Annotated in this window: 15 protein-coding genes and 1 pseudogene; 5 read left to right on the forward strand and 11 right to left on the reverse strand. The window is 34.8% G+C overall.

Annotated features, from left to right (window positions below; genetic code table 11):
- Positions 1-3: 3 nt before the first annotated feature.
- Positions 4-1,668 (reverse strand): hypothetical protein, encoded by a 1,665-nt coding sequence (locus ACFO5O_RS14585; RefSeq protein ID WP_387965059.1) that lies wholly within the window; start codon positions 1,666-1,668, stop codon positions 4-6.
- A 283-nt stretch (positions 1,669-1,951) separates the two neighbouring features.
- On the opposite strand from ACFO5O_RS14585, the gene ACFO5O_RS14590 reads away from it, so the two are divergent.
- Positions 1,952-3,616 (forward strand): polysaccharide lyase family 7 protein, encoded by a 1,665-nt coding sequence (locus ACFO5O_RS14590; protein ID WP_387965061.1) that lies wholly within the window; start codon positions 1,952-1,954, stop codon positions 3,614-3,616.
- Positions 3,617-3,704: 88 nt separating this feature from the next.
- On the opposite strand, the gene ACFO5O_RS14595 is transcribed toward ACFO5O_RS14590, so the two are convergent.
- The 9 genes from ACFO5O_RS14595 to ACFO5O_RS14635 form a co-directional block, all read right to left on the reverse strand.
- Positions 3,705-4,772: a T9SS type A sorting domain-containing protein gene (locus ACFO5O_RS14595; RefSeq protein WP_387965063.1), complete on the reverse strand. Its 1,068-nt coding sequence runs from the start codon at positions 4,770-4,772 to the stop codon at positions 3,705-3,707.
- A 227-nt stretch (positions 4,773-4,999) separates the two neighbouring features.
- Complete coding sequence (locus ACFO5O_RS14600; protein ID WP_387965065.1) at positions 5,000-6,202, reverse strand: serine hydrolase domain-containing protein; 1,203 nt, start codon at positions 6,200-6,202, stop codon at positions 5,000-5,002.
- Between the two features lie 122 nt (positions 6,203-6,324).
- Positions 6,325-7,038, reverse strand: coding sequence for a DUF6090 family protein (locus ACFO5O_RS14605; RefSeq protein WP_387965067.1), 714 nt, complete (start codon positions 7,036-7,038; stop codon positions 6,325-6,327).
- A gap of 135 nt (positions 7,039-7,173) precedes the next feature.
- The gene (locus tag ACFO5O_RS14610; RefSeq protein ID WP_387965069.1) at positions 7,174-7,734 is read right to left on the reverse strand and encodes a VanZ family protein; all 561 of its coding nucleotides are present in this window, start codon (positions 7,732-7,734) and stop codon (positions 7,174-7,176) included.
- Positions 7,735-7,937: 203 nt separating this feature from the next.
- Complete coding sequence (locus ACFO5O_RS14615) at positions 7,938-8,411, reverse strand: ester cyclase (protein ID WP_387965071.1); 474 nt, start codon at positions 8,409-8,411, stop codon at positions 7,938-7,940.
- Positions 8,412-8,583: 172 nt separating this feature from the next.
- A complete protein-coding gene (locus ACFO5O_RS14620; RefSeq protein ID WP_387965073.1) occupies positions 8,584-9,444 on the reverse strand; it encodes a CPBP family intramembrane glutamic endopeptidase in 861 nt (286 codons plus the stop codon).
- A 64-nt stretch (positions 9,445-9,508) separates the two neighbouring features.
- The gene (locus ACFO5O_RS14625; RefSeq protein ID WP_387965075.1) at positions 9,509-9,760 is read right to left on the reverse strand and encodes a hypothetical protein; all 252 of its coding nucleotides are present in this window, start codon (positions 9,758-9,760) and stop codon (positions 9,509-9,511) included.
- 177 nt (positions 9,761-9,937) lie between these two features.
- Positions 9,938-10,687, reverse strand: coding sequence for a LytR/AlgR family response regulator transcription factor (locus ACFO5O_RS14630; RefSeq protein WP_387965077.1), 750 nt, complete (start codon positions 10,685-10,687; stop codon positions 9,938-9,940).
- 2 nt (positions 10,688-10,689) lie between these two features.
- Positions 10,690-12,393 carry a tetratricopeptide repeat-containing sensor histidine kinase gene (locus ACFO5O_RS14635; RefSeq protein WP_387965079.1) on the reverse strand — a complete coding sequence of 568 codons (1,704 nt, stop codon included), beginning with the start codon at positions 12,391-12,393 and terminating at the stop codon, positions 10,690-10,692.
- 241 nt (positions 12,394-12,634) lie between these two features.
- On the opposite strand from ACFO5O_RS14635, the gene ACFO5O_RS14640 reads away from it, so the two are divergent.
- Positions 12,635-13,054: a hypothetical protein gene (locus ACFO5O_RS14640; RefSeq protein WP_387965081.1), complete on the forward strand. Its 420-nt coding sequence runs from the start codon at positions 12,635-12,637 to the stop codon at positions 13,052-13,054.
- Positions 13,055-13,659: 605 nt separating this feature from the next.
- Positions 13,660-14,631, forward strand: a pseudogene (locus tag ACFO5O_RS14645) (DUF5689 domain-containing protein).
- A gap of 115 nt (positions 14,632-14,746) precedes the next feature.
- Here the strand turns inward: ACFO5O_RS14645 and ACFO5O_RS14650 are convergent.
- Positions 14,747-15,454 carry an arylesterase gene (locus tag ACFO5O_RS14650; RefSeq protein WP_387965083.1) on the reverse strand — a complete coding sequence of 236 codons (708 nt, stop codon included), beginning with the start codon at positions 15,452-15,454 and terminating at the stop codon, positions 14,747-14,749.
- Between the two features lie 46 nt (positions 15,455-15,500).
- Between ACFO5O_RS14650 and ACFO5O_RS14655 the strand changes: the two genes are divergently transcribed.
- Together ACFO5O_RS14655 and ACFO5O_RS14660 are read left to right on the forward strand one after the other, a co-directional pair.
- Positions 15,501-16,187: an ABC transporter ATP-binding protein gene (locus tag ACFO5O_RS14655; protein ID WP_387965085.1), complete on the forward strand. Its 687-nt coding sequence runs from the start codon at positions 15,501-15,503 to the stop codon at positions 16,185-16,187.
- On the forward strand, positions 16,184-18,742 hold the full coding sequence (locus tag ACFO5O_RS14660) for an ABC transporter permease (protein WP_387965087.1): 2,559 nt from the start codon (positions 16,184-16,186) through the stop codon (positions 18,740-18,742). The genes ACFO5O_RS14655 and ACFO5O_RS14660 overlap by 4 nt, the downstream gene beginning before the upstream one ends.
- Positions 18,743-18,870 lie beyond the last annotated feature (128 nt).

Genomic DNA, 18,870 nt, shown 5'->3' on the forward strand with positions numbered 1-18,870 from the left:
TGATTATTTCTTAATCATTTTAAGATGTTGATCACTGCCCGTCATTTCCCATTGACCAAGAGCTATAGGAATATTTCCAATGGTGTTAAGTTGATCAAAAAAGGGTTTGATTTCAAAAGGTGTACCTTGCAATTCTCTTTGTCTACCATATTCGGCTAAAGCACTTTCAACCAAATATTTACCGGTAATATAACTCGTGCCATATCCCGGTTGTCGTAAATAAAGATGTTGTTCAAATAGTAGTAATTCCTTTTCGGTTTTCATCCAACCACGAGGCGTGTATTCTGAATGAATACTTCCAGCTTCTTCCATTGTCATCTCATTAGCATGAGCATATAATGAGCCTAGGCCTCTTGCAGCACGCTGCGCAATCATGATATATACAATTTCTCGTACTCTAGGATTGTCGTCATATAAGCCTGCTTGCATAAATAGTTCTTCAACCGCAGTAGCCATGCCTTCATTTCTTGAATCAAAAATATTGTATAATAATGGTCCTCGACGAATATAATTTTCATGTGGTTCAAGATCCATACGTGCCAATTCAAACCAATGATAAAAATGAGAGTACAAAGGTCTTTGGTCATAATGTGCAGTGATCCAAAAAAAGTTACGCTGGTCTTTTGGCACAAATGCTCCTAAATGTGCATTCAGAGCTGGCTCAAAATAATCTTTAACCGTCACAATATCATTTTCATCTAAAAAGCTAATAAGACTTTTTGCAGAAGCTTCCGCAGTTTGTTGATAGGCCTCTGGCGAATCGGCATCCATAAGTTGAGGTAAATTTCTATTGCGATGCTCTTCGAGCTTGAGAGATGACCATGCTCTTGCTAATTCGCGCTTTAATAGCATCACTTCGTCTTCCCAAGTTAATGGTACTAAATGAACATTTTGTAGATACCAAGTATAGTTGTCTTTTCCAATACCCGAAGGACCAGTTTTCGTTTTAGCTTCTTTTTCCAACCAAACTGCTAGTTCGTCGGTAGATGTCAAGGCATGCTGTATGACCCTTACTAAATCAGGGTGACTTTTTACACCTGATTTTTCCATCAAAGCTTTCAAGGTTTCACCCTGTTCTTTAATGTCTCTAATCCCGGCAATCCATAAGTCCTTGGCATTTCCAGTTAAATTAATTGTTGCCTGTTCATTTAAAGAGGGAATCACCTTTAGATCAGAAATTAAACGGTCTTTGGCATCTTGGGTTAGTGGAAAGTCATACATCCATAATTCTGTGATGCCGTGATGCGTGGGGCCTTCATGTGCAGGGACATCACTTTTGTAGGTCCATATTGATTTATAAAACGCAGGATCTCGTTGCCATGGTTTTAAAATACGATGATTAAAGTCGTATCCGTTCATTTCTGCCCAAACAATGGTATAGTCAACTTTATTTATCGTAGACCAACCTGAGGTATCAATAGACTTGAGTTGTGCCTGAAGCGTTTTAAATTTTGGCCAACGCTGTTCAAAGGTTTCAATGGTGTAGTCTGGTGCACCATTTTTAAGCGGAGGCGTTTCAAATTGGCGCCATGCTTTAAACAGACTCACTAAAGATTCATAATCGTTGTGCGTATAGTTAGTTAATTGAGTAGGCTGATCTGCTTTGTTTTGACAACTTGTAAGAATTAGGATGGCAAAAATAGAGAGTAGTGATGGTTTAAATTTCATTAGAAATGATTGAATTGTTATGCAAATTAATTCAGAAAGATACTTAATTTGAGTATATATCTGAAGGATGGTTTTACAAGTTTTTCCAAAAACAACAATTGTTTTGCCCCTCATAGTTAACGAAGCTTTAGTTTTTATAAAGTCAAATGTTAAAGTCCTTTCTAAACGGATACTTAAAGATTCAAAAATAAGTGGTCGTACTTTCATATTTTTTCACTAAATTGGTTAACCAGTATGGTTAACCAATATACTATTCACTAATTAAACACTAAAAACAATGAGAATGAATGTTACACAACTAAAACGGTTAAGAAGTTATCGGATGCTTCTAAAGTTTCGATCGAGTCTTAAAATTGTATTGACTATTTGCTTTATGCAAGTCTATGCCACTGCGGTAAGTCAAACCTATAGTGCGCCTTATGAAATTCCAAGATTTCAAGATTTCATTGGAGAATGTAAGCTACAAGCGCCTACCAGTTCTACTGCTGCAACGCAATCTGAACTTATAGCGGGCTATACTTCCAGTTGGTTCTATGTAGCCGATGGAGATAAGGTGGCATTTAATCAGTCAGGATCATTGAATAGGACTGAACTTCGGGATTTGCGCAACTGGACCATATCGCAGGGCGACCGATCCTTGCATGGTCGAATTGATATTGTCCAACAAACTTGTGATCAGGTCACAATTATGCAAATTCATGACGATGCCAATGCTGGAAATGGACCTAATAAACCCTTATTACGCATTTATAAACATCAAGCAAAATCACCAGTCAATCACCTTTGGGCAGCTATAAAAACAGATGCTGGTGGTCAAAATACCACCCATGTTGATTTAGGTCCAGATCCTGGAGGGTACTTCAATTGTGATATTAAAATTGTTAATGGCTATATGATTATTGATCTAGACGGCGTAGAAAAGGTCAACATGGATGTGTCTTTCTGGACCTTCCCAAGCTATTGGAAAGCTGGTGTATATCTTCAAGATAATGGAGAAGCTACTGCTTATTTTGACCAATTGTATGAAGGCACTGGAGGTGGAACTGGAAACAATGCCCCAACGGTGGCTATTACAGCACCTTCTAATGGTGCTAGTTTTAATGATGGGGATAATGTAACTATTGCTGCCAATGCCTCTGATAGCGACGGGACAATTAGTCAAGTAGAGTTTTTTGTTAATGGGAGTAGTGTAGGCGTTGATACCTCAAGCCCATATAGTGTAAACTGGAGTATAGGTGTGGGTTCATATGCTATTACGGCCGTAGCAACCGATAACCAAGCTGCATCTACGACTTCATCAACAGTAAACGTTACTGGGAATAGTGTCGGACCAGCGACGGACTTATATGTATCGTCTATTGCAACTGGAACTCAAAATGTATCTAAAGGAAAAAAACATGGATTAGCAACGGTAACTATTTTGGATAACTCTGGGGCACCTGTAGCTGGTGCTACAGTGACAGGGACCTTTTCAGGGACTTTCAATGAAACGGTTGTTGGAACAACGGGTAGTAATGGGAGCGTAGATTTAGTAACAACAACTACAGAAAAAGGTGGGGTGAGTGTAGATTTATGTGTAGATAATGTTACGCATGCTACTTTAACATATAATAGTTCCTTAAATGTGATTACCTGTACCGGCTCTTCTGCACGAGTTGGCAAGACAATACAACAAGGCAGTACGTCATCTAAAAGCCAAATCATTTTGTTGCACCCTAACCCTTCATCTCATACTTTTAAAGTTGAACTCACACTTGATAAAGCAAGTCAATTTAGTGGTAAACTCATCAGTATAGAAGGAAAGGTATTTGCTGTATTTCAAGCACAGAGTTTAACTAGAGGAACCCATCAATTAGAGATGGATGTGTCACAATTAAAGGCGGGGATCTATATATTTGAGTCCAACCTAAATGGAGAAAAGCGAATGAGTCGAGTGATAAAAAAATAGTTTAATTGTTTTAATAACCATTGGGCCGCTCTTGAGCGGCCTTTTGTTTTGTGTTAAACTAAAATAAAAATGCGCTATTAATTAAAACTTATTGATTGGCAATAACCACTTTTTTGGATTGCATACCTTCACTGCCTTTAACCGTAACAATGTAAACACCTGCTGAAAAAGCAGCGACATCGAGGGTAGCTTCTTCTTGAGAATAGAGTGGTTGATCTAGTATCCTTCTTCCATCCAAACCTGTAATATGCAGCATATTGGCTAACAAAGGCAAATTGGACACCCGAAGGCTTTTGGTAACTGGATCTGAAATCAGCGAAAATGTTTCTGTGTGAAGTTCTTTAGTTACTACGGACAGGGTAGGGACTTCTTCAATACTAAAGCTAGCAAACAATAGGTCTTCGTCTCTAAGATCTTGAGCATTGATTAAACTTCTGTAAATACCCCATTTAGGTCTAACAAAGTCAGCACCTGGTCTCCAGTTTACAATAGAACTGTTGGAATAGGCGAGAAGTACTGCATTATCACTTAGCCTTTTTATTTCAATAGCATAGGCTCCGTTTGTACTATAGGTTATGGTTTCAGTAACCTCTAACCAAGTATCAGTCACTTGTGACAAATCAACTTGTGCTAGGGTGACTTGAGTATCAGTTTGAGCATAGCGGAGTTCTAGACGATTAGGTGTTGCTTTTCTTGCAGTAAGGGTATACATTGGCATACTTTCTAACGCGCCACCAACCGATTTAAGCTGGTGTAAATGCGTGAAATTAGAAGAGACTTGAAAACCTGCAGGTAGCTTAAATTTCCATTTGTAAATAACGGTTTCATCTTCTACTCCTAAAAGCTCATCAGGAGATTGGTCATAGGTTTTTATTTCATTACGTTGTCGGTCTGAATTGATACATCGGTCATCATCTGGCGTTACATGAATCCTAAACCTGAACACATTGGTGCCTAATACATTGTCATAGATTTCATCGATATGTTCACCAAAAGCGCTATGGCTACAATCAGGAGCTTCTATAGGGTTATAGCCTGGAGCTAAAACCGAGGTTATTAGGCTGTAAGTATTTCCAGGTCCATCCGCATTAAGTACGGTTTGTGCAAAGCCTTTAAAACTCAAGATTAGAAGGCTAATTAGCGTCAGTCGTTTCATCTTTAAAAATTGGTTAACCAGTTTGGTTATCCAAATATAATCAAATATTTATTATTATATGTTAAAACGCTCATGTAAAGGTTTGATCTATGGTGATTAAGTCATTGCACTATAGTATGACTGCAATACTCTTCAGATCATAACCCCTATAAGTTCTAGTAGATTTAAGGGATTTTACTTGTTATGATGATACCTTAATTAAAGCTAAAGTTAATGTTGTACCTAGTTTATTTCATATAGTAAGGAATATAGTCCTCCCAGTACCAAGGCGTATAGACATCTTGTATACCAAGCTCGAGTAGGTCTTTAAATATGCTTTCGGCATTATCACTATTCGACATGAGTAGGATGCCAATTCCTGTGTTGGGAAAAATAATTGAATAATGCTGAAACCCTTCACTATGACCTTCTTTAAAATAGCCTTCTCCATATGGAGATTTCAAAATACCCCAACCTAGACCATAATTCAATGCGATATCCTTATTTGCATCTGTTTTTTCTAAAGACAAAGGCCCAAATTGTTTTTTGGAGTGTATCGCTATATTGGGCCTAAACATTAGTTTTGTAATGCTTGAGTTTTGAGCACTTAAGGTCATGATATTGGAGAGGAACCTGGCATAATCTTTTGTAGTGGTTTCCATGGAGCCAGCAGCGCCTGCCTCGTCTTCAATATCCTTTTTTATTGGCTCTTGAGTTACGGAGTGACCGTGACAATATGCATTTTCAAATCGTTGTTGCCATACATAACTGGTCATGTTCATTTCTAGAGGCTCAAAGACACGTGCACTTGCCATCTGCTCCAATCCTTCACCAATATAGCGTTCAATTATTTTTTGTAGGAGTCTCATACCTTCTCCTGAATAGCTATAATCTGTACCGGGGTCAAAATAAAATTGAATCTTTCCTTCCGGGGTAAATTCACCTTCTCTACTTATCCACCGCCAATTAGGAAAGCCTGTGGTATGAGACATGCACATTCTGGCTGTAAGTAGTTGATACCTATCATCATTTTCTATGTTTTTAAAATTGCGCCATTCTCGTTTAAATGGCATATCGGGGATAGGCATATCGATATACGCTTGCAAGGGTTGATCTAAATCTAGCTGTTCTTCATGTGCCAGTTGCGCAACAATGTACCCAAATACAGCTTTACTTAATGAGGCTCCATAAAACACATGATCTAGAGTTAAGCTATCTTTTGTGGTACTATGGGCATAGCCAAAGGCTTTTTGATATTTAATGGTATTTTGATTAAAGATGGTCACTGTAAGTCCGGTCACCTTTGCAGTATCAATTAGCGTTTGAATATCGGTGTCGAGTTGCTCTGTCGTTATACTGGTGCCGTCTAAACGTACGATTTGAGTTGGGTCTTTCACAGGCGCACATGAGATGGTCACTAACGACAAGAAGAGAATACTTAGATGTTTCATTTTAAAAAGGGATGTACAACGTGTATGTAAATGTTCTTGTTGAGAAGTTCATACCTCTAATGTAGTAAATACAAACTTAATAGGCGAGAGCAAACCGCACTTGATTCTATTTTAATAGGTAGTTATTGGATTTCTAATGCTATTAAATTTTGAATGGCTTCTATAGTATAGAGGCCCTTTTGAATACGGTTAGTCCCAGAACTTAAATTATCGCGATTTAACTTTAGTATGTTTTGCGCTCTTGAAGGCTTTAATAAAATAGTGTAATCTTTTAGTACTACAGCTTTCTTAAACTCAAATTCTATCATTTCGTCAAATAAAATCGGAATCCAATGATCGTTAAAAGCACCTTCGATGTCGGTAACCGATTTGATCATATGTGAGGCCTCGTCATCATAATATCTTCCGAGCAAAAAGCGTAATTTTTTGTTAGAGATTTTGTCTAGGCCATTCGATTTTAAAACTTCATAGGCATTGGTGAGTGGTTGAAATCTATCAAATTGTACGACCATACCCAGCCATATTTTAACACTGTCTTCGGTTTTAGACGATACTTCAGAATTTAATATTTTATTTGAAGCGGCCACGGCGGAATTAAAGTTTGCCACAATTTGTTCTAATGCCTGTTGGTCATTTTTCAAGTTTTCTTGAATTTGATTAAGTATTTCCTGTTCAAAAATCTTGTCTTTTCTTTGCTCATTGAGATTATTTAATTGTAAAGCAATTAAAATTCCAATAACAACGAGTACTATTTCACCAATCGCATAAAGTAGATATTTATTAAGTTTATTTTCGGTTAGTAAATTTTGCCTAATTTTTCTAAAGAATTTTATCATATTTTATGTCCCCTAGAGAGCGGGTATCTTAAAAAGAGTATATAATTGTTTTGATATACTTCTATCAGCTGAAGTTACTAAAGTAGTTATAATTCTTTTGGGTCGTTGTTGAAGAGTTTAATTATTAATCTATTTTCAGTGTTTATAAGTAAAAATATGCTGTAACTTTTTAACTCCGAAACTTAAACATACGGCAAATGTTGCTGCGAAATAATTAAACCCAATATCAATACTATCAAATACACGATATGTGATAAAATATTGGATACATTCATCTACTAAACCAATAGTTCCGGCTGTCAAAATTGCATATAGTAAGGGCAATTTAACCTTTGCACTATGGAGCTTTCGTTCCATTAAAGCTTCATAAATTAATAAGGAAAGCAGACCGTATTCAAACATATGAGAGCGTTCAGAAGTTGAGAGGTCCATACGTAACACAGCCATGCCATATACTGCAAGAGTTCCAGCGTAAATCCAATATTCTTTTTTCTTACTTGAATCTTTTACTCCACTCCAAATGAATGCCACAACCAAAACTAAAAATAGGTAAAATGTGCTTTGTTCTAGAATTCGACGTTCAATCATAAAATTTATGAGTTGACCTCCTAAAAATAGTGTAGCATAGATAGCAATAAAAACTGTAAACGCATAGATCCATAGCTTCCGTTCCCGTTTAGATGTGAAATGTTTCATTTTTTATGGGTCATTATAGAATGAATTAGCCACGTTAGTTAGAACATATGAGATGAGTCATGACTCAATGCTGTGATTCCAAGAAATAGAACTAGAAATAACAGTAAAATTAGATGAAGTCAATTTTTGAGCAAACATCTAACTTACAATATCTTATAGATAAAAGTCTATTATTTTTAAAAGGGGCTGTTCAGGTATTGTTATTAATGGCCTTGGAGCTGTCTTTGATAAGCCTCGGCATCATAAGTTCCAATTGAAAATTTTACCAATCCTTGTTCATTCATGGTCCATTGTTCAAATCCGCTAAAATTTACTTTATGACCTGTACCATTTGGTCCTGTGTTAGTTCCTTTAAAGGTCCAATAATAATTATAGACTCCATTATTTATAGTTAAGCTGTCCATAGTTAATTCCAAGTCCGGAAATGCCTCCATATAGGAATTAGCGGTTTCGGCAAGTTGAGCACGTCCAATTGCTGGTTCTCCGTTGTTAACGGTAAGCATGCCGTCTTCGGCATAAAACTTGGCCATTTGTTCAGGTTGTTTGCTATTCCACGCCTTGGTATAATCTTGTCCAAATTTCACCAATTTGTTGAATTCTGAATGTTCCGATTTACATCCTAATAGGGTTGATACCATGAATAGAAATGATGTTGGGATTGCTAATTTCGCTTTCATAGTTTAGGTATTAAATGGCTTAATAGAGATTAATTTTAATTCAACAAAGTCTCATCATTTAGTTAATGACTAAATTAATAAAAAATTATCTCTTATTGTTATAGGTGAGTTTTTAAGTAGAATCAGAAATGTATAAAAATTACAGTATATTTATTCTTATTCTATAAATTGATTAAACGTAAGTTAGATTCTTTGCTAAAGCTTGATGCTCTAGCCTTTTATAATAGTATATCGCAAACGCAGCTGTAACCAAGGCCAACACAATTCCAAATTCACCTATGAATAAATTGGTCATCCCTGTATCTAGAGTTAGTCTATCGAAAAAACGTTGAATAATGCTATTATGTATGGCATGGCACACAACTGCAGGCCATATACTTTTAGACATCATTCTTAAATAAGCTAAGATCACTCCCGTAGAAAGGGTCATTATTGAAAAACAAAAAACTTGATACCATATTGGAATGTCACTATTGGCATAATTCCCTGAAAGGATTTCTGGTAATTGCCATATGGTCCAAATAACTGCACTTATCCAACTGGCATTATGTACAGACCCCCATTTACTTAATTCTGGAATTAAAAAACCTCGCCAACCTAATTCTTCTCCAAGGAATAACAGCATATTAGGTAAAAGGCAAGCAATTGTGATATATAAAAATGATAAACCAATGACAACAGAATCATAATTGGATTTAATATCTAAAGATAGTTTTGTATGTGCTATAAAAGTAGGGTTAATACTATCTCCTAGTTCAAATACCCAGACTAAAGAATAAGCAATACTACCATAAATAATGGGAATAAGCCATGCAAGAGTTATCCATTTAGTTGAAAACTTCCAACCAAACGATTTTAGAGTAACCCCAGTAGAAAACGCAACAATAATTGCCGCAATTCCTGGAATCCACATCAATAGTAAAGATTTATAGTCCTGATAGTTTGAAAGTAGTGGTATAGAATTGATGATATCAGTTAAACAAACTAAAAGCAGCAAAAACAGGAGCACTCTTTTTTTGTGTAATGATTTCATGATTTAAGGCTTAAATAGTGAGTTCTAAAATGATAAGGGAGCAAATCAAAGGCGTTTTAAAGTTTTAAGACAACTTTTCATTTTTAGCATGTTCTATAGAATTCAAAAATTCAGGGTGAATAACAATATGTTCATTTGGCATAATGTCATAATAATTAGCCAAATGGTAACTAGATACATACGTTTCACTGCTCAAAACTGTATTTAAATTGGACTTATTTTCATGAGTTCTTACATCCCAATTTAGGTCTAGGGCCGAAACTAATTTACAAACCAACACTGTTAAGCTTGTTAGGATAAATATTCTAAATTTCATGCTGCTCGTTTTTTGATTGATGATGATATATAATAAATTGATAGTATTTTATAGCGCATCAAATATATTTTAGTTTTAAATGAACACTAGTTTAGAATGTAATGAAGGCGTTTAATTTTGATATGAATGTGTTTGAATATAGAACCTATTTCAAAGCTAATTTCAGTTTAGAGTGAATTAGCGATTAAGCCACTTTTTAAATTCTCCAGATTTATCTATACTAACAATAATATCAAAACCAGCTGAAGGATTTAATTCTAATTTGACACGACTTTTAGACCAAATAATCATTTGTTGAATGCTATGGAAACTTACTATGACTTGCCTGTTAATTCGATAAAAAATATTTGGATCCAATTTGTTTTCTAGACTTTCTAAGGACTGATCAAGAAGATAACGTTCATTAGATTTTGTAATGAGTTTAACGTAGCGTCCTTCAGACAAAAAATAAGCGACCTGATCAATCAAGATGCTTTTTATTTTTTGCCCACTAACCACCATAAAGCGTTCTTGATAGTTTGTCTTTTGGTGAAGGGTTTCCATGAATTTTTGAAAATCGATAGGAGCTGTAACTGGTATTCTGGTTTGGAGTTTTTGAATAGCAGCTTCCAATTCTTCTTCATCTATTGGTTTTAATAGATAATCAATACTGTTTAATTTAAATGCTCGTATGGCATATTCGTTATAGGCCGTGGTGAAAATTATAGGTGTTGTTATGTGAAGTTTTTCAAATATTGAAAAACTAGTGTCATCTCCGAGATGAATATCAAGAAAAATAATGTCAACAGTATACTGTGAAAGCCATTGAATTGCGTCTTTTACATTGTCAATGATTTTTATGACGTCAATTTTTAGACTGTGGTTTTGAAGTAATGCATGTAAATACTCAGATGCTAATTTTTCGTCTTCAATAATTACGGCTTTCATGATTACTCTTTTATTAGAGGCAATTTAACATAGAATTGATTGTTTTTTACTTCAAATGTAGGTTCTAAATCAGAAATGTATTGATAACGTGAGATTATATTTTTCACGCCTGTTTTAGTCGAATCTTCAGTAACTTGCCTTGTTTGAAGGTTATTTGTTATGATTAAAAAATCTTGTGTCGCTTTTATTTTTATATGTAGGGGAGACTCTGAAGTAATGGTATTATGTTTTATGGCATTTTCTATAACCATTTGTAATGAAAAAGGAGGTAAAAAATGATTTAAAAAATTAGAATCTATAGCAATCTTAATTTCTAAATTAGAATCAAATCGCATTCTTTGAAGATATAAATAGGAGTTAACGTGGTCTAGTTCCTCCTTCAAGGTAATAATGTTTTTGGATTTTAACTCTAAAGTGTTTCTGAATATTTTTGAAAACTCTTTAGTAAATTTAAGTGCTTTTTCAGTATCGGTTTTTATAAGTGACGTAAGCGCATTTAATGAATTAAACAAAAAGTGGGGACTAACTTGAGTTCTTAAGGTTTCAAATTGCACCAAAATATTCTCACTTTCTAATAGGCGGTTGCGTTCGGCCAGTTGTATTTTTTCTAAGCGTAATAGTTCGTTTGATTTTTTATTGCCTTTATAGTTTTGATACAGTACTACAATTACTGTAATACATAGTATAGTGATAAGAATAAGTATCAAGGCCCAAAATTTATTTTTCTCAACTCGGGCTGTGGCTAAATCTTTCTGTGTTTTTAAGAGTTGAATCTCGCTAGATTTTAATTCGTTTTGAAATTTTTCTTCAAGTTCATTATTCGATTTTACTACTTCCAAAGAGTATATAGAATCCTTCAGAGAAGTCAATTTTTCGTGGTATTTAAATGCAGCTTTATAATTGCCTTTCGTTTTATACCAGTTAACCAAGTTTTTGTAATAGATTTCTATGTAATAGGGAGAGTTGTAGTTAAATGCTGCTTCACCTCCAATATCAAAATATTTTTTAGAAAGTTCTAGTTGATTTTGGTCTAAATAAAGCTCTCCAAGCGAAAGCGCTAAGCCTGCTAATACATAATCTGAATTCCCTTCTTTTTGATAATCCAACCCCATATAATAGTAAGATTCTGCTAGATCTTGATTCATTAATTTACTATGTGCTACCGCTATGCCGTGGTACATTAGTGCCCTAGCATCAGGATTATCACTTTGTTGATAATGAACCAACGCCTTTTTATAATAAGCAATGCCTTCTTCATACTCACCTAATTCTGTACAAGCAGTGCCTAGATTGCCATAAATACTCATTAAAAGCTTGTCGTTATCTGGGTCAGTTATTTTCAAGGTCTGCAGTAAATAATCTTTCGCCTTTTTATAATTATGTAAATGTAGTTGTGAATAAGAAATATTAAGTAAAGTAATTGTTTTGCCAGTTTGGTCATTTATAGAATCAAATATTTTGTAAGCAGACATTTGATATTCTAAGGCCTTCGAATTATTCCCTAAAAAAGAGTAAGCCGTTCCTTTTGATAATTTTAATGAGGCCAACAATTTGGCGTCATTTTGTTGTTTTGCTAAAGCGATTAAAGAATCTGATTGTTCGAGTGTTAGTTCTGGATGGGTGGCAGCTTTTCTTATCAATATAGCCAAACTGTCTTGGAAACTTGTAACTTTTACGTTTTGGGCTAAAGATGCAAGCCCAAGCATGAAAAGCATGATTATAATTATACTCTTAAACCACATTGAATAAGTCAAATACATCGTTCTTTTAATCGAATAAAATTATTATGAATGTATCGATTTTTTTTAAATTTTTGTCATGAAAGCGAATTAAACTGTGTTGAACGTTATTTGAGCATTTCATTACAATATAATTCGCCTTCGTAACATGTATTCATAATAAAATGCTATTGCAAATTAAGTTTGCTAAATACATTCATTAGTTTTTATGAAAACAAGCCAAATTTATATGGTAGTTGTAATAACTTTTGTTCTCATTTCATGTCAAAAAAAGAATGAACACTATAGCTATATAGCTAGCCAATCTGAAGCCGTAAAACGTTTTAGACAAGAAGGATATTTTGAATACGCTTCTAGACTAAATGATTCATTGTTGAAGGAGTTAGAGAGTATTGATAGTAATGTGCTCAAAAAGAACACATTAAAGATGATTAAGGAGCTTGATTTGAAACTAAAATCTGAAAAGCAGGTTTTAGGCTGCTATGTTATACCTTGGATGCATCATGAGAATACTCAAGTTCATGAAAATGTTATGATGCTCGAATGGAACTATAACTTTGGTGTAATTATTAGAATATTTACTAAGTCTAATCAAATAAAACACTTACTTCCTTCACAATCCTACTAAAAAGTTAATTGGCACATAATCAAGCACTATTCCCATTCATTCCAAGTTTATTCACTTTCGTAACATTTCCAGATAGTGCTAATTATCTAGGATGATACATTTGTGCTGCAGTAGAAAAACCTCTATTCAGTACAATCATTAATCAAAAATCGATCATTATGAAACCATTTATTTTAAATCAATTAATTATTTATTTCTTCATTGGGGCTCTTGTATTTAGCTGTAGTTTGGATGAAGAAATCGACCAAGGGGGTGGCGGCACTAACGCTGCTGTTGTCTCTTTCACTCAACAAAACTATTCAGTTTTAGCAGATGCGGAAACCATTACAATTCCTTTAAAGCTTCAACCAAAAGCATTGGTTAATGGCTATGTAACCATTGAATTATCAGGTGATGCTATTTATGGCACCGATTACACCACCGTACCAGCAGCCGTTAACGGTAAAATAGTTGTAGAACAACTGGCTAATGCGCAAATCACTAATGTGGCAATATCAAAAGTTAATATAAATTTTAATGCTGAAAAAACCTTGAATTTGAAATTGAAAGATCCAACAACTGGATTTTCGATAGGTACTTTAAATACAACAATTGTAAAATTCAACATGGCAAACCAAATTACAAACACACTAAACTTTAATGGTGTAGCGTCATCCGTTTCAGAAGGGAGTAATGAAGGATTAACTATTGAGTTGAGAACTGGCCAAACAATCACTAACGGAGGTTCGGCTTATGTTAAACTTCAATATCCCCAAGGTAAAGTTTATGGTACTCACTTCTATACCGTTCCTGCAGCGATTATGAATGAAATAGCACTTAATTTTAATCAAAATTCTCAAAGTACGAGTTTCAAGATTATCCCTATGGAAGACAATTGGGCTTTAGAGGATTACAACATTGTATTTGAAATCATTGCAGCTGGAAATCTTATCATAGGAGAAAATAAAATATATACCGCTACTATATTGGACAATGACCACACAACAGAAGTCATACATACCATTGCTGAATTAAGAGCAGAGTTTGATACACATGCAGGAGCGTGGAGCTTTAATGATAATTATCTAATTCAAGGGGTGATTACTTCAAATGGTAATACATTAGATGATAAATCGGTGTTTATTCAAGATGCTACAGGTGGTATATTAATTAGATTTAGTGCAACAAATATTTTCGTATTAGGAGATAAAATAAGATTAAATTTATAAAACGCCAGTGGTACAAATTATAACTACCAGAAAACCATGAATGAAGTAGCACTCACCGGTTATGTTAGATATGCTGAAAATGTACATGTTTCACCAGAAGTCATTACAATTGAGCAATTTCATTCGGGAAATTACGCAGGAAAGAAAGTTAAAATTGAAAATGTTTCTTTTATAAATGCTGATAATGTTGTAAAATTTTCTGGAAACCAAGTGGTAAGAAATCAAAGTGGAGATGTGGTAGTATTAACCTATCCGGCTGCTCATTTTAGCGACTATGTTTTGCCATCTGGACAGCTTTCGGTAACTGGAATTGTGGGAGATTGGGGTCGTTTAATGCCTCAAAAATATTCGCATGACATCACCAACTAAAACAAAAACAACTTTAAGAAGTTAAGTTTGTTTAATCATAAAAAAACCTTTGGAATACAATATTTTCCAAAGGTTTTTTCATTGTACTAGTATTAGTCTTTATCCCTAAATCATCTTATTTTTCAAGTAATGGCCCTAGGACTTCCCAAACATTCTTGGCTAAAATCTGTTGGCCTTCCTCTGTTGGGTGTATACCATCACTTTGATTTAATTCAGTGATGCCAGCAACATTGTCTAATAAAAATGGGATGAGGTAAGTGTCATTTTGTTCTGCAAGTTTAGGAAAAATCATTTTGAATTCTTCAGTGTAACTTGGTCCTAAATTAGGAGGCATTTGCATGCCTGCGAGAATTATTTTTGTTGTGCTATCTTTATCCTTAACATAATCTATAATACTTTGAAGATTATCACGGGTTTCATTTAAAGAGATACCTCTCAATCCATCATTGGCACCCAATTCAAGAACAAATATGTCAATAGGTTGATTCAAAACCCAAGAAATCCTACTTTTACCAGCGGCTGTGGTTTCACCACTTAGTCCTGCATTTATGGTTTTATAGGGTAGGCCTAATGAGTCAATTTTAGTTTGAATTATAGCAGGAAATGCATCACTCGGATCCAATCCCATACCAGCGGTGAGACTATTGCCAAAAAAAAGAATCACTTTTGAGCTATCAATAGCCTTGGTGACAACGGCCTCTTTTTCAGAAGTTTTCTGTTCTGCTTTTTTGGAACTATTACCACCACAAGAGACCACAAACAGTAAAATATAACAAAACATTAACAGCCTGTAGTGTTGTATGGGAATTTGTTTTAAAATCATTTGTTTATTTTGTAATCTTAAGGATTGAAAAAAAAATGTATTGACTATGGCAAAGATATTAAACGTAGAGCACCTAAAGAAAAGTTATTCAAGTGGTTCTAAAAAACTGGATATATTAAATGATATTAGTTTTAGTGTGGAACAAGGTGAAACGTTTGCCATTGTAGGTCCATCTGGAAGCGGAAAAACCACTTTACTAGGCTTGTGTGCTGGATTAGATAAAGTTGATTCAGGGCGGATAGAATTATGTGGCCAATTCATAAAGGATTTAACTGAAGATGAACGTGCACAGCTGCGAAATCAAAAAGTTGGATTTATTTTTCAGGATTTTCAACTTATTTCAACACTTACCGCGCTTGAAAATGTTGCAGTTCCTTTAGAACTTCAAGGTTCAAAAAGTGCTGTTACAGTGGCCAAGGAATTATTAGAAAAAGTAGGACTTGGCGATAGAGGGCATCATTATCCTTCTCAACTTTCTGGAGGAGAGCAACAACGTGTAGCACTGGCAAGGGCATTTTCAAATCAACCTTCTATTTTATTTGCTGATGAACCTACTGGAAACCTCGATGCCGAAACTGGTGAGAAAGTCGTAGAATTACTCTTTAATCTCAATAAAGAATTAGGAACCACGCTTATAATCGTCACCCATGATATGGATCTTGCCAAACGAACAGAGCGCATATTAAAACTCAAAGGTGGTAGGGTTGTTCAAGAAAACACGGTCGCTATATGAACGCTTCCAAAAAACTAAAAAGTAAAGCCGTCAGTTTTATTTGGATTTCGAGAATGGCCTGGAGAGATGGAAAGGCCAGTTGGAATAAGCTTTTACTTTTTATGGCATCCATCATTTTGGGTATTGCAGCCGTTGTCGCCATTCAATCGTTTGGAGATAATGTAAGGCACAATATTGTTTCACAATCTAAATCCCTAATGGGATCAGATTTTAAAATTGATACCGATAAACCACCAAAACCAGAACTTTTAGCAGTTATTGATTCTCTAGGAGGTGCTGATGCCAAGGAAATTAGTTTTCCTTCTATGGCGGCTTTTAAGGATAATGACTTAACAAAGCTTGTTAGGGTAAGAGGTATTGAAGGGGCATTTCCATTTTATGGTAGTATAAATACCGATCCAAAAGAAGCAGCTCAAAACTACCAATTACAAGGCACAGCCCTAGTTGATGCTACATTGATGCTTCAATTTCAGCTTAAACCCGGAGATAGTATTAAAATTGGAAATATAGTGTTACCTATTGGAGGGGCTTTAAAATCAGTTCCAGGATCTAGTTCATTTTTCAGTGCTGTGGCACCACCTGTCCTTATTCCATATCGTTTTATTGAACCAAGTGGTTTGGTTCAAACGGGAAGTCGCATTGATTATGATTTCTATTTTAAAGCTCTACCCAAAACGGATCTTGATGCCTTAGATGACCGTCTCGATCCTAAGCTTGATCTAATTGATGCCGATATCGATACGCATACTAGCACAAGTAGAAGACTTGGGAGACGCTATGAAAACTTCGGAAAGTTTCTCAATCTTGTAGCATTTATTGCTCTTTTATTAGGCTGTGTAGGAATAGCTAGTGCTATTCACATTTATATTAAGCAAAAATTACCTGCTGTTGCAATTCTTAAATGCTTAGGAGCAACCAGAAGGCAAACATTTTTAATTTTTTTATTCCAGATAGCAGTAATGGGTTTGATTGGAGGAATAATTGGAACCGCCTTGGGGCTTGGTTTACAATACTTATTTCCGTTGCTATTGGAAGGATTATTGCCGTTAAATTTAGAGATTAATGTATCTGTTAAAGCTATCTTTATTGGATTATCATTAGGCCTGTCAATGTCGGTGCTTTTTGCGCTTTATCCTTTGATGGGTACACTTCATATTTCTCCACTTCAAACCTTAAGAGTACAGGAAGAGAAAGTAACAAGGTCTTTAAGATCTGGACTATTGGTTGTTTTAGGGATTATACTATTCATTTTTACTTTTTCATATTGGTTATTAGAGCGTGTAAGTTATTCGGCTATGTTTGTTGCAGGAATTGTGGTGACCTTTTTTATTTTGGGGTCGATTGCCACCTTGTTTATGAATGCTGTTAAGAAGTTCTTCCCACATTCATTTGGTTTTATTGCAAGGCAAAGTCTGTTGAATCTGTACAGGCCGCAAAATCAAACAATCATATTAGTGCTTGCAATTGGCGTGGGTAGTTTTTTAATTAGTACTTTATATTTTAGTAAAGATCTGTTGTTGCAGCAAGCTACTTTAGAAGATCAATCGAACAGTCCAAATATATTTATGTTAGACATTCAATCAGAACAAAAGGAGGCTGTAGAAGAAGGTATTTTAGTTAATAAACTTCCAGTTATTGATAATATCCCTATTGTTACCATGCGAATTGAAAGCTTAAATGGGGAAAAGATTTCAGATATCAAGAAAGACACAACTTCTCAAGTTAATCGATGGATTCTCAATCACGAATTTAGAGTAACTTATAGAGACTCATTAATTGCTTCAGAATCGTTGGTGAAAGGAACTTTACCAGAATCTATGGATTCTAATACTCCAATTCCAATTTCAGTAAGCGATAATTTTATTGAAGATTCCAAATTAAACCTAGGTGACGAAATAACGTTTAACGTTCAAGGTGTACTTATCAATACGGTCATAGGAAGCATAAGAACTGTAGACTGGAGTAGGATGCAACTCAATTTTATGATTGTGTTTCCTGAAAGTGTTCTAGAAAATGCACCGCAATTTAGAGTGATTTCCACTAAAGTGAATAATGAAAAGGAATCTGCTCAGTTACAACAACAAATGGTGTCAAGCTTTCCAAATATTTCAATTATTGATATTCAAAAAATATTGGACGTTGTTCAAGATCTATTAAGTAAAATTTCCTGGATTATTAACTTCATGGCCTTTTTCAGCATCCTAACTGGAGTAATTGTTTTAATTGGCGCAGTACGTACAAGTAAGCATCAGCGTATTAAGGAGAGTGTTTTGTTGCGAACTCTAGGTGCTAAAAATAGACAGATTATAAAAATAATGACACTAGAGTATATCTATCTTGGTGTACTAGGATCCTTGTCCGGGATTTTACTATCGCTAATTGGCAGCCAATTACTCGCTTGGGGATTGTTTGATGCCGTTTTTAAGCCATCTTGGATTCCCTTCATAGTGATATTTCCTGCAATTGCAATTTTGGTTATTTTTATTGGGATGACCAATAGTATAGGTGTTGTTAAAAGTTCTCCCTTAGAAGTCTTAAGGAAAGAGAATAAATAATATAATTTCGAATAAATTATAGTGACGTTATTTTTAGCAATCATTGTATTTATCTATATCCGCATAAAAATTTAGTATAAAAACTATCGCCAATAAAGTTGTAAATTAGTGCTTTCAGTAATCTATAA

Source organism: Geojedonia litorea (assembly GCF_042654525.1).
Lineage (GTDB): Bacteria > Bacteroidota > Bacteroidia > Flavobacteriales > Flavobacteriaceae > Geojedonia > Geojedonia litorea.